The sequence below is a fragment of the Asaia sp. VD9 genome (assembly GCF_037150015.1).
In the GTDB taxonomy this organism is placed as follows: Bacteria; Pseudomonadota; Alphaproteobacteria; order Acetobacterales; family Acetobacteraceae; genus Asaia.
Genome location: NZ_JBBCQM010000003.1, coordinates 131,816 through 146,607 on the forward strand (window position 1 = coordinate 131,816; position 14,792 = coordinate 146,607).

At 61.5% G+C, this 14,792-nt stretch carries 14 protein-coding genes and 3 tRNA genes; 10 read left to right on the plus strand and 7 right to left on the minus strand.

All coding sequences use genetic code 11. The annotated features are described in order from the left end of the window. The first annotated feature begins 79 nt into the window (after nucleotides 1–79). Nucleotides 80–1,528 carry an amino acid permease gene (locus WFJ47_RS05230; protein WP_336761348.1) on the plus strand — a complete coding sequence of 483 codons (1,449 nt, stop codon included), beginning with the start codon at nucleotides 80–82 and terminating at the stop codon, nucleotides 1,526–1,528. Between the two features lie 12 nt (nucleotides 1,529–1,540). On the opposite strand, the gene WFJ47_RS05235 is transcribed toward WFJ47_RS05230, so the two are convergent. Beyond that, nucleotides 1,541–1,615: transfer RNA gene (locus WFJ47_RS05235), tRNA-Thr, on the minus strand. 92 nt (nucleotides 1,616–1,707) lie between these two features. Here WFJ47_RS05235 and WFJ47_RS05240 point away from each other — a divergent pair. From WFJ47_RS05240 to WFJ47_RS05250, 3 genes are read left to right on the plus strand one after another with little or no spacing between them, the layout of a single operon-like run. Continuing rightward, nucleotides 1,708–3,183 carry a paraquat-inducible protein A gene (locus tag WFJ47_RS05240; protein ID WP_336761349.1) on the plus strand — a complete coding sequence of 492 codons (1,476 nt, stop codon included), beginning with the start codon at nucleotides 1,708–1,710 and terminating at the stop codon, nucleotides 3,181–3,183. Further along, nucleotides 3,180–4,865 carry an intermembrane transport protein PqiB gene (locus WFJ47_RS05245; protein ID WP_127103097.1) on the plus strand — a complete coding sequence of 562 codons (1,686 nt, stop codon included), beginning with the start codon at nucleotides 3,180–3,182 and terminating at the stop codon, nucleotides 4,863–4,865. Before WFJ47_RS05240 ends, WFJ47_RS05245 begins: the two co-directional genes overlap by 4 nt. A 1-nt stretch (nucleotide 4,866) precedes the next feature. After that, nucleotides 4,867–5,514, plus strand: a complete 648-nt coding sequence (locus WFJ47_RS05250) for a PqiC family protein (protein ID WP_336761351.1) — start codon at nucleotides 4,867–4,869, stop codon at nucleotides 5,512–5,514. Nucleotides 5,515–5,635: 121 nt separating this feature from the next. Here WFJ47_RS05250 and nusG read toward each other — a convergent pair whose 3' ends face one another. The 3 genes from nusG to WFJ47_RS05265 all read right to left on the minus strand — a co-directional run bounded on the left by nusG (nucleotide 5,636) and on the right by WFJ47_RS05265 (nucleotide 6,637). Then, nucleotides 5,636–6,166 (minus strand): transcription termination/antitermination protein NusG, encoded by a 531-nt coding sequence (gene nusG / locus WFJ47_RS05255; protein ID WP_127103096.1) that lies wholly within the window; start codon nucleotides 6,164–6,166, stop codon nucleotides 5,636–5,638. 11 nt (nucleotides 6,167–6,177) lie between these two features. Next, entirely contained in the window at nucleotides 6,178–6,474 is a 297-nt protein-coding gene (gene secE / locus WFJ47_RS05260) for a preprotein translocase subunit SecE (RefSeq protein ID WP_199751881.1), read from the minus strand. A gap of 86 nt (nucleotides 6,475–6,560) precedes the next feature. Further along, nucleotides 6,561–6,637: transfer RNA gene (locus tag WFJ47_RS05265), tRNA-Trp, on the minus strand. A gap of 184 nt (nucleotides 6,638–6,821) precedes the next feature. Here WFJ47_RS05265 and WFJ47_RS05270 point away from each other — a divergent pair. Further along, nucleotides 6,822–6,895 (plus strand) — tRNA-Gly (locus tag WFJ47_RS05270). 174 nt (nucleotides 6,896–7,069) lie between these two features. Here WFJ47_RS05270 and WFJ47_RS05275 read toward each other — a convergent pair. Further along, nucleotides 7,070–7,519: a hypothetical protein gene (locus tag WFJ47_RS05275; protein ID WP_336761354.1), complete on the minus strand. Its 450-nt coding sequence runs from the start codon at nucleotides 7,517–7,519 to the stop codon at nucleotides 7,070–7,072. 629 nt (nucleotides 7,520–8,148) lie between these two features. Between WFJ47_RS05275 and atpH the strand changes: the two genes are divergently transcribed. From atpH to atpC, 5 genes are read left to right on the plus strand one after another with little or no spacing between them, the layout of a single operon-like run. Further along, on the plus strand, nucleotides 8,149–8,679 hold the full coding sequence (atpH, locus tag WFJ47_RS05280) for an ATP synthase F1 subunit delta (RefSeq protein WP_336761701.1): 531 nt from the start codon (nucleotides 8,149–8,151) through the stop codon (nucleotides 8,677–8,679). Then, on the plus strand, nucleotides 8,679–10,214 hold the full coding sequence (gene atpA, locus WFJ47_RS05285; RefSeq protein ID WP_127103094.1) for a F0F1 ATP synthase subunit alpha: 1,536 nt from the start codon (nucleotides 8,679–8,681) through the stop codon (nucleotides 10,212–10,214). Before atpH ends, atpA begins: the two co-directional genes overlap by 1 nt. Before the next feature lie 9 nt (nucleotides 10,215–10,223). Beyond that, the gene (locus WFJ47_RS05290; RefSeq protein ID WP_127103093.1) at nucleotides 10,224–11,099 is read left to right on the plus strand and encodes a F0F1 ATP synthase subunit gamma; all 876 of its coding nucleotides are present in this window, start codon (nucleotides 10,224–10,226) and stop codon (nucleotides 11,097–11,099) included. Between the two features lie 26 nt (nucleotides 11,100–11,125). After that, entirely contained in the window at nucleotides 11,126–12,580 is a 1,455-nt protein-coding gene (gene atpD / locus WFJ47_RS05295) for a F0F1 ATP synthase subunit beta (RefSeq protein ID WP_127103092.1), read from the plus strand. Nucleotides 12,581–12,584: 4 nt separating this feature from the next. Further along, nucleotides 12,585–13,004: an ATP synthase F1 subunit epsilon gene (atpC, locus tag WFJ47_RS05300; RefSeq protein ID WP_127103091.1), complete on the plus strand. Its 420-nt coding sequence runs from the start codon at nucleotides 12,585–12,587 to the stop codon at nucleotides 13,002–13,004. A gap of 113 nt (nucleotides 13,005–13,117) precedes the next feature. Here atpC and WFJ47_RS05305 read toward each other — a convergent pair whose 3' ends face one another. Both WFJ47_RS05305 and queF read right to left on the minus strand, forming a co-directional pair. Beyond that, complete coding sequence (locus WFJ47_RS05305; RefSeq protein WP_336761359.1) at nucleotides 13,118–14,176, minus strand: hypothetical protein; 1,059 nt, start codon at nucleotides 14,174–14,176, stop codon at nucleotides 13,118–13,120. A 138-nt stretch (nucleotides 14,177–14,314) separates the two neighbouring features. Continuing rightward, complete coding sequence (gene queF, locus WFJ47_RS05310; protein ID WP_264815741.1) at nucleotides 14,315–14,785, minus strand: preQ(1) synthase; 471 nt, start codon at nucleotides 14,783–14,785, stop codon at nucleotides 14,315–14,317. Nucleotides 14,786–14,792 lie beyond the last annotated feature (7 nt).

The following is a 14,792-nucleotide window of genomic DNA, read 5'->3' on the forward strand; positions in this document are numbered from 1 at the left end:
GAAAAGCTATAGCGGGCTTGCCTTGCGCCGGGCGTGGCGTCACGCTGTTCCCCAATCGGAATTTGGGGAACACGGCACCATGGCAGAAGACGGCCAGTCTCGCACTCTGCATCGTCAGCTTGGGCCGTTTGGCCTGCTGATGATGGGTATCGGCAGCGTTGTCGGGGCGGGAATATATGTACTGCCTGGCATTGCCGCCGCGCATTACGCAGGCCCTGCCGTTTCGCTCGCCTTCGTCCTGGCCGCCATAGGATGTGGCTTTACGGGGTTGTGCTATGCCGAGCTGGCCTCAGCCCTGCCGGAAGCAATGGGAGGCGCCTATGGCTATGCTCGCGCCACATTGGGCGTTAGGCCGGCGTGGTGGGTGGCCTGGATGCTCGTTCTTGAGTATGCGCTGGCCGGCTCGGCCGTCTCAGTCGGGCTGACCGGCTATCTCTCGGGGCTGCTGTCCTCCCTTGGCGTGACCTTGCCGGACAGTGTGACGGGCTCGACCGTCATCTGGAAGTCAGGCGGTTTTCATCTCGCACCGCAGATCAATGCCGTGGCCCTGTTCCTGGTCCTCACCCTCGGGCTCATTCTTTCTCGCGGCATCAGGCAGGCAAGCTGGGCCAATAGCGGTTTCGTACTGCTCAAGCTCGCTGTGCTGGTCGTGTTCGTCTGGGTGGGATGTCGCCACGTGAACACGGCTTTGTGGCATCCTTTCCTCCCGCCTTCCGAGGGGGGATTCTCGTTTGGATTAGCCGGGTTGCTCCGTGCCGTGGCGGTGGTTTCCTTTGCTTATCTCGGCTTTGACTCGATTTCGATCGCCGCTTCCGAGGCACGACATCCCGGGCGGGATGTACCGTTTGGCTTGATCGGCGCCTTGTCCATCAGCGCCGTTCTCTATGTCCTGGTCTCGCTGGTCATGACAGGGCTTGTGCCATTTCATCAGCTCGATGTGGCCTCTCCAGTTGCTCTGGCTGTGCAGGCGCTTGCCATGCCTGTGCTTGGCGTGGTGTTGCAGTTCGGTTCCGTCATCGGGCTGGGCTCGGTGCTTTTCGTCAGTCTCTACGGGCAGTCGCGGCTATGCCATATCCTTGCGCATGACCGCCTGATCAGTGAACGGCTCAGCCTGGTCGATGCCCGGAGCGGCGCGCCTGTTCTGGCGGTCGCCCTGACGACCGGGCTCACCGCCCTTACGGCGGCGCTTCTCCCCATCACCCTTCTGGCCGATCTGGTCAGTATTGGGACCATGATCGGCTTCGTCGTGATCGCCGTGGCGGTCATGCGCCTGCGGGGGGAAACAGACCGTTCGCCCGCCAGATTTCGCGTCCCGCTTGGCGGAGTACGTTTTGGTACACTCTGGATCGGTGTGGTGCCGGTGCTGGCAATCGCAACCTGTGCAATCAATCTTGCGACGGTGCTGAGCGATCTCGTTGCACAAAGCCTGCGCGGCGACTGGATCCCGCTCGGTTTCCTCGCGTTGTATTGCGTCGCAGGTTGGGTACTCGGAAGGCGCAGCCTCGCGCAGATGGGTCATGCAGGATAACGGAGGGGGAAATGGTGCCGACACTCGGAATTGAACCGAGGACCTACTGATTACGAATCAGTTGCTCTACCCCTGAGCTATGTCGGCGTCCTTGGCGCGGTGCTATAGCCGAGACCGGGCGCGACTGCAACAGGCCAAACACCTATCTCTCGACGGAATCGTTCGCTACAACATGTTTCATGTCTGATCGCTTCCATAAGCGTCTGTGGCGCAATGCCGTCACCATGACCTCCGCAGCGCCTCCCATGCCCACCCTCAAGGTGGTGGAGGGGTTGCGGGAATGTCCCGATTGCGGGCTCTTCCAGACCGTACCACGCCTGCAGCGTGGGCAAGTGGCGTATTGCCAACGTTGCGACGCGCAGCTTGCGCGACGGCGGCATACACCGCCCATCGCCGCGCCAACGGCCTTCTGCATTGCCTCGGCGGCGCTGTATCTGGCCTTGCTCCTCACCCATCTCCTCACCATCAACGTGCATGGGCGCGTCAATACGGTAACCATTCTGACCGGTCCGATTGAACTCGGGCGGGAGGGGTTTGGCGAAATCGGTGTGATCGTGGGGTTGACTACTCTGGTCATGCCGGGCGTCGTAATCGCATTGATGGGGGCCATTCTCTACGGGGCCAGCCAGCGGCACATGCCAGATTGGGCACCGTGCCTCATGTCCTGGTACGAGCGCCTGCGCGAGTGGTCGATGATCGAGGTGTATATCCTTGGTGTTTTCGTGGCCTATACCAAGCTGATCGATCTGGCGATCGTCGATCTTCAGGCAGGTGTGTTTCTGATAGCGGCGCTCATGATTACCATGGCGGCTACGGATTCGACGCTCGATGTCGAACGTATCTGGCATAATCGTGACATCCGCGAGGAGATGGAAGACGGTCAGGGCCGCATCCTCCCGGTCGAGCATCTGACGGCGACTGAAGAGTCCATGCCGCCCATCCAGCACATGCTCTCCTGCCACTCCTGCGGGTTGGTCATGGCCTTCGATCATGAAGTGCCGCGTGAGGGTGATATGGGCGATTGCCCGCGCTGCCATCAGATCCTGCGCCGGCGCAAGTCGAATAGTCTGACCAATGCGGCGGCCCTGCTCCTCGCGGGGATCATCTGTTACATCCCGGCCAACCTTCTGCCAGTGATGACCTACACCAAGATGGGTCAACCCGACACGAGCACCATCATTCATGGCGTGATCGAGCTGTGGCAGTCCAATCTCATCCCCCTGGCCCTTCTGGTGCTTTTCGCGTCCATCACCGTTCCGGTGCTTAAGATCGTCTCCCTGGCGCTCATGGTACTGGGCACATGGCGCAAGCAGAAGCGCGGCCTGCGGCAGCTCACCAAATTGTATCGCCTGATCGATATCATCGGACGTTGGTCGATGATCGACGTTTTCATGATCTCAATTCTTGTTGCGATCGTTCATTTTAACTTTCTCGCCAATGTTTTGGCGGACCCGGGTGTGGTTTTCTTCACCATCGTCGTCATCGTGACGATCTTTGCGGTGCATAGCTTCGACCCGCGTAGCATGTGGGACGCCGCCGGGGAGAACGGTCCGGTACCGGCCCCCGACGAGGCGAGACAAAATTCCGACCAAGGAGGGATCTCCGAGGCCGGTCATCCCTTTCCTCCTCACGATATGGAGCCTGAGCGCGCGTGAGCGACCAAAACGACCAATCCCCGCAGCAGACACCCGCCCCCAAAAAGGCCGGGGTCAGAAAAACACGTTTTTCGATCGTCTGGCTGATACCGATCATCGCCATCGTGATCGCGGGGTGGCTCGCTTGGCGCAGCTTCGCCAATCGCGGGCCGGATATCACCATCACCTTCGATACGGCGTCCGGCCTGACGGCTGGCCAGACTCAGGTGAAGAACAAGGCCGTGACGCTCGGGACAGTGCAGGATATCAGCCTGACCCCTGATATGCGTCGCGTCATCGTTCATGTGCGCATGAACGGAGATACCGAAGATATCCTTACCGACCATACCCGGTTCTGGGTCGTACGGCCGCGTATCAACGGGGCCAGTATCACGGGGCTCGAAACCCTGCTTTCAGGGGCCTATATCGCGATCGACCCTGGCGAGAAGGGGGGGCGTTACGAAAGTAATTTCACCGGGCTCGAGGCCGCGCCAGGTGTGCGCTCCGATCAGCCCGGCTCAACCTTCATGCTGGTCACGCCCACTCTTGGGTCGATCGGCGAGGGGGCTCCTGTATTTTTCCGAGATATGTCGGTGGGTGAGGTGCTGGGCTATACCATGCCGCCCGGGGGCGAGGGGCCGATCATGGTCCAGGTCTTCGTAAAGTCGCCCTATGACCATTATCTGCGCACCGATACGCGCTTCTGGAACGTGTCTGGCGTTCAGGTCGGGCTCGGCGCTGGCGGTCTCAAGGTTCAGCTGACCTCATTGCAGGCGCTGCTTTCGGGCGGTGTTGCTTTTGGTCTGCCGACGCGTCGTCTCAAGGTTGATGCGCCTCAGGCTCCGGCGAATTCTGTCTTCCGCCTTTATGCCAGCCAGGCCGAGGCCGATAATGCGCGCTACCACCAGCGCGTGAAGGCGGCCACCTATATCGACAGCTCGGTCAAGGGGCTGACGACAGGGGCGACGGTCAGCATGTTCGGCATTCAGGTTGGTAGCGTGACCGATGTTTCGCTCAAGGTGAACGAGCAGGATGCCTCGGCGCGGGTCCGTGTCGAGATGGAGCTCGAGCCGGAGCGCGTGCTGAACTCGGAAGAATCCTCACGTGATTCGCAGCACAAGCTTCTGGCGGCCTTTGTGGCCAAGGGGATGCGGGCCTCGGTCGAGAGCGCGAGCTTCCTGACCGGCGAGTCCATGATCGGCCTGCAATTCGTCAAGAATGCCAAGCCGGCGACAATCACCTATGAAGATGGTGTGGCTATCATTCCGAGCCAGCCTGGCGGAATCGACGGCATCATGGCCTCGGCTGCGACGACGATGGACAAGGTGGCGGCCATGCCGCTGACCCAGATTGGCGAGCACCTGAACGATCTTCTGGCCCATGCCGATCAGCGCCTGGCCAGCCCCGAGGTCAAGCAGTCGATAGTCGCCCTGCGCGATTCGTTGCGGCATATCTCCGAGCTGACCCAGAACGCCAATGAGGGCATGAAGCCGTTCCTCAAGAAACTGCCTGCCATGAGCGATGCGCTGCAGGGAACGCTGAAGAATGCCCAGGTGGTCCTGGCCAGCTATGGCGGCGATACGGATTTCCATCGCGATCTGCAGGCGATGATCACGCAGCTCAGTCAGGCTGCTCGCTCCATACGCTTCCTGACGGATTATCTGAACCACCACCCCTCGGCACTGATTACGGGACGCCATTGACGTGAAGAAGCTCTCTCCCTCCCGCCCGCGCCAGGGCTCGAAGATCCGGTCGCGTCGCCCTGCCGCCTTGTTGGGCCTGTCCTTGCTGATGGCCACCGGTCTCACCGCCTGTGGCAGCGACCCGGATCTCTATTCTATCGCGCCCGTTTCCGGCATGGCTCAGCCAGGCGGCCCGGTCACGGTTGAGATACGCACACCTGTCGTGACCGCCAGCCTCGATCGTGACGAGATCGTCCGGCAGGACAAGGACTACAAGCTCAATATGGCAAAGGGGAATGCCTGGAGCGAACCGATCGGCGATATGATTGGCCGTGTGCTGACACGGGATCTTGCCCAGCGCTTGCCGGGCAGCACCGTGTTTGCCCAGAACGACGCGGTCTCGACCAAGCCTCAGGCCTTCGTCGAGGTGACCATCACCGCCTTCAATGCGGATCAGCAGGGGAACGCCTCACTGATCGGGTCCCTCTCGGTACATGGTGACAAGCCGGGAATCGGCCCGAACCTGACGACTCCGGTGCAATTCGAAACCCGGCTGGACAACAAGCGCGCGAGCACGCTGGTCGCGGGGCTGAGCATCTTGACCGGACAACTGGCTGACATGGCCGCGCAAAAGATCCGCTCTTTGCCGGTCCTGCCGATCACGCCCTGAAGTTTCGGAGGGATATCCCCCTCCGGCCGAGGGGTTTGCCTCTTCGAGCCCTGATCTCCAGGCATGAAAAAACCCGCCTCCTTTCGGGGGCGGGTTTTTTTTGTCGTTTATGGCGAAGCGATCAGAGCTTCTCGACCTGTGTGTAATCCAGTTCCACGGGGGTAGAGCGACCGAAGATCGACACGCTCACCTTGAGGCGCGAACGCTCCTCGTCCACTTCCTCGATAACACCATTGAACGAGGTGAAGGGGCCATCGGCCACGCGAATCTGTTCGCCGATCTCGAAGGTGAGGGCCGAACGCGGACGCTCGACACCTTCTTCGGCCTGCTTCAGCATACGCTCGGCTTCAGCTTCGGTGATGGGAGAGGGACGGTTGCGTGTCCCCAGAAAGCCGGTGACCTTGGGCGTGTCCTTGACCAGATGCCATGCGTCATCGGTCAGTTCCATTTTCACCAGAACATAGCCGGGGAAGAACTTGCGCTCGGCATTGACCTTGCGACCACGGCGAACTTCGGTGACGTCCTCGGAGGGAACCAGAACTTCTTCGAACTGGTCGCTCAGACCCTTCTGGGCAGCCTGTTCCTTGATGTGGGTCGCGATCTTCTTCTCGAACCCGGAATAGACATGCACGACGTACCAACGCTTAGCCATGGTTGTTCGTCTTAGCCTCCAACGCCAAAGAGTTCGCGCACGCCAAGCCCAATGACCTGGTCGACAACGAAAAAGAATACGGAAGTAAGGGCGGCCATCGCAAGAACGGCACCCGTGGTGACCAGCGTGTTACGGCGTGTCGGCCAGGTCACCCTGGTCGCCTCCGTGCGCACATCCTTCAGGTACTGAACCAGATTGAAGCGGGCGGCTGGTTTGGAAGAGGGTTTCGGGGCGTCTTTCGATGCGCCTCCCTTGGAGGGCGAAGACTGCTGCGACCCGTGCTTGGGGGTAGTGACCGACACCGTCATCCTCATGTTTATCTGAAAGCCGCGCGTGGCGGAATACCGCGCCCGACTCCGCTCGCTGACATGATCAGCCAGCGGCTGCGGCGTGGTGGCAGGGGCGGAGGGTCTCGAACTCTCAACCTCCGGTTTTGGAGACCGGCGCTCTAGCCAATTGAGCTACACCCCTATCGTCGTCCGCCTGGTCAACCGTCTCGGATGAGACATCCTGTTCGGTTGGGTCATGACGAGACCACTTGCGGCGTAATGCGGCGCGCTGGCGGTTAAGTCAAGAGATCATTTGCAGTTTTTCGGGTAAAACTGTCTCTTGCGTCCTGCAGGGATCAGCGTTAGGGAGAGCCATCAGCTGAAGCGCGGGCGTAGCATAGTGGTAATGCAGTAGCCTTCCAAGCTTCTGAGGAGGGTTCGATTCCCTTCGCCCGCTCCAGCCGAGTTTTCCCCGAAAATCTGCTTTCCGCGCACTGCACTGGCTGGCCGCGAGAAGAGCGGTGTCTGCATCATCAGCGGGTGCCGATCTCTCTGAACGGCGCGATATCAGGGCGGGGCTTCCCTGAAACAAGGCGCCCGAGCTTTCCCTGGTTCTTCGGGGTAGATACCGGGCCTAGCGGGTCTGGCACGGCGCATGGCTGGGCTGGGCTGCGGCGAACTGGGTGATCATGAGCGCGACAGGCGCGTCCCCCACATTTCCTGACAAATGACCGACATGGCCGTCAGCATCGGGCTTGCCGCCAACATCCTCGCTCAACAGGGCGTCGCCCGGATTGAGCTCAACGCGCGTGCCATCCATGCTCTGGACGAACCAGACGCCCTGTATTGGGATGATCCATTGTACACTTTCGGGGGCGTGCCATCCGCCCTTCCACGCGGCTGGCTGGACACTCGTGACCATGCGGGCTTGACCCTGCTGGGCGTGATTGACCCATTGCGGATCGGCATGGGCTGCCATGTGCATCAGGGTGAAATTCCTGAGCTTGCATTTGGTCAGATGACTGACGCCCTGCCCATCTGTCCAGTTGTCCCAGTAAGGCACGCCCGCGGGCTGTTCCGGCATGCGGGGGGCTGCCTCCTTTGCTGCGTTCTCACCGGTCGCGGGTGTGGGTGCGCCAGTCGCTGTCTTGGCCAGCGGAGGGCAGGTCAAGCCGCAGAGGGTGAATACAACGGCGACAAATACCTGCAGAGACAGCGTACAGGCCGAAGAGCGGACGCGCGCGAGAGTGGGCGCGGGGCGAACGGGGGGCATGAAAGAGGTGGGCTTTCCGAGTCTGTTGGTTACCGAGGGCGCTCTTTTCGCAAGTTCACACGCAAAAGTGCAAATCCGGAACGGTTCGCCCCCGAAGGTGTCTGGGGGAGGGTGAGGTAGTCTTCACGCTTCGGAGGAGGACTGCCTGGTAGAACGGCGTGCTTTTCCGGGCTTTGCGCCGCAGAGTGTCAGTTGCACTTGGCGCGGCCTGCGTGCTAGACGCCCCGCGAGGCCTGATCCGTTATTGCGGAATCGGGACGAACAGTCTCGTTACCTGAGTCATGATCGATCGGTTCCATGCACGATGCCCAAGGCGCATTGCCCGGCACTATGGTCGCGATGGTCATCAGGATGTTTGTGTAATTGGGGTGGGAACGCCAGACGTGACAGTGGTCGAAACAGCCGAGGCACCGCAGGTCAGCAGGGACGTGTCGGGGGGCATGGCGCAACGCTACGCGCTTGCGCTCTATGACTATGCTGATGAAAAATCGGTGCTCCCTGAAGTGCTGGATCAGGTGCGCGCCCTGCGCAAGCTGATCGCGGAGAGCGCCTCGCTGCGCGAATTCCTGGCCGACCAGAGTCTCGATTCCCGCCAGGCCGGTCAGGGTCTCGAAGCCGTGCTGAACGCGCAGGGCTTCAGCGAGACGCTCAAGCGTTTCGTGGCCGTGATCGCCCGCAACCGTCGCGTCGCCCGCGTCGATGAAATTCTCGGTGCCGTTCTTGCTCTGGACGCGAAGCGTCGTGGCGAGACGATTGCCGAAGTGCGCAGCGCACAGCCGCTTACGGCAGGCCAGCGCAGCGCCTTGCAGACTCGCCTGGCAGAAGCGGGCTATGCCCGCGTTTCCATGATCGAGCGCGTCGAGCCCGAGCTGATCGGTGGTCTTGTCGTGCAGATTGGCGCCAAGCTATTTGACACCTCCATTCGCGGGCGTCTGACCCGCATCCAGAATGCCATGAAGGGAGCCGCGTGATGGATATCCGTCCCGCAGAGATTTCGGACATCCTCAAGCAGCAGATCGCGTCCTTCAATGACGAAGCGCAGGTCTCCGAGACGGGCACCGTCCTGTCCATCGGTGACGGCATTGCGCGCGTCTATGGCCTGTCCAATGCCATGTCCGGCGAAATGGTCGATTTCCAGGCCACCGGCGATCGCGGCATGGTGCTGAACCTCGAAGAGGACAGCGTTGGCGTTGTCGTGTTCGGCGATGGCGAGGGTATCCGTGAAGGTGATACCGTCACCCGCACCGGTGCCGTGGTCGAAGTGCCGGTCGGCAAGGGGCTTCTGGGCCGCGTTGTTGACGCGCTCGGCAACCCGATCGACGGCAAGGGCCCGCTGACCGACGTTGTCATGAAGCGCGCCGAAGTGAAGGCTCCGGGCATCATGCCGCGCCAGTCCGTGTGCGAGCCGATGCAGACCGGTATCAAGGCCATCGATGCCCTGGTGCCGATTGGTCGTGGTCAGCGCGAGCTCGTGATCGGTGACCGCCAGACCGGCAAGACGGCCATTCTGATCGACACCATCGTCGCACAGAAGCCCGTCAACGCCACGGGTGACGAGAAGCAGAAGCTGTACTGCATCTATGTTGCCATCGGCCAGAAGCGCTCGACCGTTGCAAATCTCGTTCGCACGCTGACAGAAGAAGGCTCGATGGAGTATTCCATCGTCGTCGCCGCCACCGCGTCCGATCCGGCTCCCATGCAGTACCTCGCACCGTACTCGGCCTGTTCGATGGGTGAGTTCTTCCGCGATAACGGCATGCATGCCCTGATCTGCTACGACGATCTGTCCAAGCAGGCCGTGGCCTATCGCCAGATGTCGCTGCTGCTGCGCCGTCCGCCGGGCCGCGAGGCTTTCCCGGGCGACGTGTTCTATCTGCACTCGCGTCTGCTCGAGCGCGCTGCCAAGATGTCCGATGAATTCGGCGGCGGCTCGCTGACGGCCCTGCCGGTCATCGAGACCCAGGCGGGTGACGTTGCGGCTTATATCCCGACCAATGTGATCTCGATCACCGACGGTCAGATCTTCCTTGAGACCGACCTGTTCTACAAGGGCATCCGTCCGGCTGTGAACGTGGGCGGTTCGGTGTCGCGCGTTGGCTCCGCCGCCCAGATCAAGGCGATGAAGCAGGTTGCCGGCAAGATCAAGCTGGACCTCGCCCAGTATCGCGAAATGGCGGCCTTCTCGCAGTTCGCTTCCGATCTGGACCCCGCTACCCGCAAGCAGCTCGAGCGTGGCGCCCGTCTGACGGAACTGCTGAAGCAGCCCCAGACTTCGCCGCTGCCGGTTGAAGAGCAGGTTGTGGTTCTGTTTGCCGGTACGCGCGGTTTCGTGGACGTCGTCAAGGTCGATCAGGTGGTGCGTTACGAAGCCACGCTGCTGGCCGAGATGCGCGGCCCCGGCAAGGACATTCTCGATGCCATCCGCAATGATCGCCAGATCAAGCCGGAAGTCGAAGCCAAGCTGACCGAGCTGCTCACCGCGTTCAACAAGCGTTTCGCAGCCTAAGGACGAATCATGCCCTCGCTGAAGGAACTGCGCGCCCGGATCGCGGGCGTGAAATCGCAGCGCAAGATCACGAGCGCCATGAAGATGGTTGCAGCCTCCAAGCTGCGCCGTTTTCAGAAGCATGCCGAAGCCTCGCGCCCCTATGCCGCTGCCATGCGTCGCATGCTGTCCGAACTGGCTGCCGCGACGGAAGGTCAGGGCGAGCTGCCCATCCTGATGGAAGGTGGCAAGGGCTCGACGCATCTCGTCGTTCTGCTGACCAGCGATTTCGGTCTGGCGGGTGGGTTCAACGCCAATCTGGTTCGCAGTGTGCGCCAGATCGTCTCGCGCCTGGAGTCTCAGGGTGAGACCGTGCGCATCCTGCCGATCGGGCGTAAGGGCGGCGACGCCATGGCCCGCATCTTCCCGGGCAAGCTGATCGATCGTATCGACGGCACGGGCGGTCGCGAAGTGCAGTTCCAGAAGGCGGCCGATCTCGGCACGCGCGTGACCGAACTGCTCACGAGCGGCCAGGTCGATCGCGTTACGGTCGTGTTCAACCGCTTCGTCAACGCGATGACCCAGGTCCCGACGGAAGAGGCTCTTGTGCCCCTGCCCGTGGCCAAGAACGACAACAAGACAGATTATACCGCTCAATATGAGTTTGAGCCCAATGAAGCCGAGCTGCTCGCTCAGCTTCTGCCGCGTAACATCCAGGTCCAGTTCTTCGCTGCGCTACTCGAAAGCGCCGCCGGTGAGCAGGGTGCCCGCATGACTGCCATGGATAACGCGACACGGAATGCAGGCAAGGCGATCGACTCTCTGTCGCAGCGCTATAACCGCACCCGCCAGAGCAACATCACCAAAGAACTTATCGAGATCATCTCCGGCGCTGAAGCCGTCTGAGACTTTTACGCAGGAGCCGAAATACGATGTCCGAAACTCTGTCGTCTGCCAGCAGCAACGTCGTGGGTCGCGTGACGCAGGTCCGCGGTCCCGTGGTCGATGTCCAGTTCCAAGGCACGCTGCCGCATATCCTCAATGCGCTGCACGTCCAGATTGGCGACCAGACCCTTGTGCTCGAAGTGGCCCAGGAAATCGGTGAGCGCGAAGTGCGCTGCATCGCCATGGACAGCACCGACGGCCTCGTTCGCGGAAGCGAAGTGAAGGATACCGGTGGCCAGATCACCGTGCCCGTCGGCCCGGCGACGCTCGGCCGTATCCTGAACGTCATCGGCGAGCCCGTTGACGAGCGTGGCCCGGTTGTGTCTGACAAGCATTACCCGATTCACCGCAAGGCCCCGTCCTTTGAGGATCAGGCCGCCGCTTCCGAAATTCTCGTCACCGGGATCAAGGTTGTCGATCTGCTTTGCCCGTATCTGAAGGGCGGCAAGATCGGCCTGTTCGGCGGCGCTGGCGTCGGCAAGACCGTCATCATCCAGGAACTGATCAACAACATCGCCAAGGCTCATGGCGGCGTGTCCGTTTTCGCCGGTGTCGGTGAGCGTACGCGTGAAGGCAACGACCTGTATTTCGAAATGCAGGACGCCGGCGTGATCAAGATCGGTGAGGACGGCTCGACCCAGGGATCGAAGGTCGCGCTGGTCTATGGCCAGATGAACGAGCCGCCGGGCGCGCGCGCCCGTGTCGCCCTCTCTGCCCTGTCTCTCGCGGAGTATTTCCGTGATGAGGAAGGTCAGGACGTGCTGTTCTTCGTGGACAACATCTTCCGCTTCACCCAGGCCGGTTCGGAAGTCTCGGCGCTGCTGGGTCGTATCCCCTCGGCCGTGGGCTATCAGCCGACGCTGGCCACCGAGATGGGCGCCCTGCAGGAGCGCATCACCTCGACCAAGAAGGGCTCGATCACCTCGGTTCAGGCCGTTTACGTGCCTGCCGACGATCTGACCGATCCGGCACCGGCCGCGACCTTCGCCCATCTTGACGCCACGACCGTGCTGAACCGCTCGATCGCTGAAATGGGTATCTACCCGGCTGTCGATCCGCTGGATTCCACCTCGCGTTCGCTCGACCCGAAGATCGTTGGTGACGAGCACTATCAGGTGGCCCGTGACGTGCAGCGTATCCTTCAGACCTATAAGGGCCTGCAGGACATCATCGCGATCCTGGGCATGGACGAGCTGTCGGAAGAGGACAAGCAGGTTGTGGCCCGTGCGCGCCGTATCCAGCGATTCCTGTCGCAGCCCTTCCACGTGGCTGAAGTCTTCACGGGGTCGCCGGGCAAGCTGGTGGCTCTCGATGACACGGTGCGCAGCTTCAAGGCAATCGTTGCCGGTGAGTACGATCACCTCCCCGAAGGCGCCTTCTACATGGTCGGCCCGATCGAAGAAGCGATCGCCAAGGCCGAGAAGATGAAGGAGTCGGCGTAAGCCCATGCCGGTTCAGGTCGAAATCATCAGCCCGGAGAAGCTGCTCTTCCGCAAGGAAGTCGAGATGGCAGTCATTCCGGGCGAGGAAGGCGATATCGCGGCCATGCCGGATCATGCGCCGATCATGCTCCTGCTGCGCGGTGGCGTCGTTTCCCTCTATGAGGGAGGCGTCGTAACCGAGCGTTTCTTCGTCTCCGGTGGTTTCGCCGATATCACGGCCGATCGCTGCACCATCCTCGCGGATGAGGCCCTGCCGGTCGAGGATATCGTGCTCAGCGAAGCGGAAACTCGTCTGGAAATGCTGGAAATGCAGCTGACCAATGTCGCCGCTGACGACATCATCGATCAGGAACGCATCTCTCGCAAGATCCAGGCAACGCGCGCTGCAATCGAAGCCGCAGAGGCCGCGCATCCGATCCACTGACCGGGTCGCGATACGGACTCAGAAAAAAGACCGGTCGTCCGAAAGGACACCGGTCTTTTTTTGTCCAGCTCTCCCGGCAAAATCGTGACAGGGGGTGTCGGCACCCCATACCCCTATCGCCAGAACTCCGAACTGGCTCCGGCGCTCATCTGCTGTAGATCGCGCGTCGGGCCGGCGCGTAGGCTGGTATAGTCCTGACATTGCGTCAGGACCCAGCGATGGGCCGGAGAATCCGGCGCCGTCCTGATCGCCTCGGCATAGGTGCCGTCTGACGAGACGGCACCATAAGTCACGCCGTCGCCCTGATCGCGGTCGTCAATCGGTGTATTGCATCGGCCCGACACGAATACGCGCCGCGCCTGATCCAGCGCCGTTTCGCCTGTCTTCGGGTTGTGCCAATCCTCTCGCGACCATTTCTCCCAACGTGCCAGGCCGAGCCCCCAGGCGAGATAGAGCCGTTCCCTCTGCTCCGCTTCGCCCGGTCCACCTTGCGGGCTGGCGGCACTGTAATGCACGGAAACCAGGCTCGGAAAGCGCCGCCCCGAGCGGTACGTATAGTCCTGCCTGATCCAGCTATAGGCCGCCTTGCGCAAACGGGCAGGACAGCCGGGTCCATCCGTTTCCCCCTCATACCGGGTCAGATTGCCGCTACGTGTTTCGCCATGTCCTGCCATGGCTGTGCCGTCCTGAGCCGGACCGAGCACCCAGGAATCGAGGAACCGGTCAGAGTTGTCGGGCATGGCGTCGCAGGCCGCATTGGTGAAATGCGAGACTGCGACGGGGCTCCAACTGCCCAGCACTGAGAGAAAGCGCGCCCCAACGCCCTCGACGGACACGCCGCCTTTGATCCCTGTGGTCGCATCAGTCACGTTCACATGGGCATCTGGGCTCACGACGCGCCATTTTCCATGACGCTCGATTGGGAGATTCACCATATCGATCCGCCCCTCTCCCTCTGCGCCGTTGCTCAGGCGATAAAGCGGGTCCTCTCCCGGCTCTACAGGGCGCATGGTGCGGCAGGCGGGATCTCCCGGAAGGGCCGTGGGCACATCGCAACGCTGCTGGATCAGGAAGAGAAAAGAGGCCGGCGGAGGAGACGCCCGGGCTGGTGTCCAGGGAGCGTACAGACCCGACAGGGTCACGACGATGAAAGCGCGCACAATCGATTGCATGAAGCCTCTCCTGAATCAGGAGGGGCCAGTCTGTCAGGGAAAGCGCTTTGGAGACCATTAAAAGGAATTTCCAGAACGGGCCCCATTTCAGGACCAGATGTGCGAGAGCCGTCTTCGGGGCCGCCCCGGAAACGTCAATCAGCCCCGGCCGCGATAGCCTGGCACGTCCTGGGCGGGAACCCATACCCCTTCGGGTGGCAGGCCGGTCTGCCAGAATACGTCGATCGGAATACCGCCGCGCGGATACCAATAGGCGCCGATGCGCAGCCATTTCGGGTTTAGAACCTCGACCAGCTTCGTGGCGATGCTGACCGAGCAATCTTCATGGAACGCGCCATGGTTGCGAAAGCTGGTCAGATACAGCTTCAGCGACTTGCTTTCGACAATCCAGTCACCCGGAATATAGTCGATGACGATATGGGCGAAATCGGGCTGGCCCGTGACCGGGCAGAGCGAGGTAAATTCGGGTGCGGTGAAGCGTACCACGTAGTCGCGTCCCTTATGGGGGCTCGGCACGCGCTCGAGCGTGGCGGTTTCGGGGCTGTCCGGCTGCACGGTCTGTCGACCCAGCTGGCTGAGTGCTGCGAGATCATTCTCTGATGTGGTCATGAGGGTC

What these genes read in the sequence shown, in the direction of transcription:
- WFJ47_RS05230 (WP_336761348.1), top strand. Translation starts at nt 80, where the DNA reads ATGGCAGAAGACGGCCAGTCTCGCACTCTGCATCGTCAGCTTGGGCCG.
- atpD (WP_127103092.1), top strand. Translation starts at nt 11,126, where the DNA reads ATGTCCGAAACTCTGTCGTCTGCCAGCAGCAACGTCGTGGGTCGCGTG.
- atpC (WP_127103091.1), top strand. Translation starts at nt 12,585, where the DNA reads ATGCCGGTTCAGGTCGAAATCATCAGCCCGGAGAAGCTGCTCTTCCGC.
- secE (WP_199751881.1), bottom strand. Translation starts at nt 6,474, where the DNA reads ATGACGGTGTCGGTCACTACCCCCAAGCACGGGTCGCAGCAGTCTTCG.
- WFJ47_RS05290 (WP_127103093.1), top strand. Translation starts at nt 10,224, where the DNA reads ATGCCCTCGCTGAAGGAACTGCGCGCCCGGATCGCGGGCGTGAAATCG.
- WFJ47_RS05275 (WP_336761354.1), bottom strand. Translation starts at nt 7,519, where the DNA reads ATGCCGGAACAGCCCGCGGGCGTGCCTTACTGGGACAACTGGACAGAT.
- atpA (WP_127103094.1), top strand. Translation starts at nt 8,679, where the DNA reads ATGGATATCCGTCCCGCAGAGATTTCGGACATCCTCAAGCAGCAGATC.
- WFJ47_RS05240 (WP_336761349.1), top strand. Translation starts at nt 1,708, where the DNA reads ATGTCTGATCGCTTCCATAAGCGTCTGTGGCGCAATGCCGTCACCATG.
- atpH (WP_336761701.1), top strand. Translation starts at nt 8,149, where the DNA reads ATGGCGCAACGCTACGCGCTTGCGCTCTATGACTATGCTGATGAAAAA.
- WFJ47_RS05305 (WP_336761359.1), bottom strand. Translation starts at nt 14,176, where the DNA reads ATGCAATCGATTGTGCGCGCTTTCATCGTCGTGACCCTGTCGGGTCTG.
- queF (WP_264815741.1), bottom strand. Translation starts at nt 14,785, where the DNA reads ATGACCACATCAGAGAATGATCTCGCAGCACTCAGCCAGCTGGGTCGA.
- nusG (WP_127103096.1), bottom strand. Translation starts at nt 6,166, where the DNA reads ATGGCTAAGCGTTGGTACGTCGTGCATGTCTATTCCGGGTTCGAGAAG.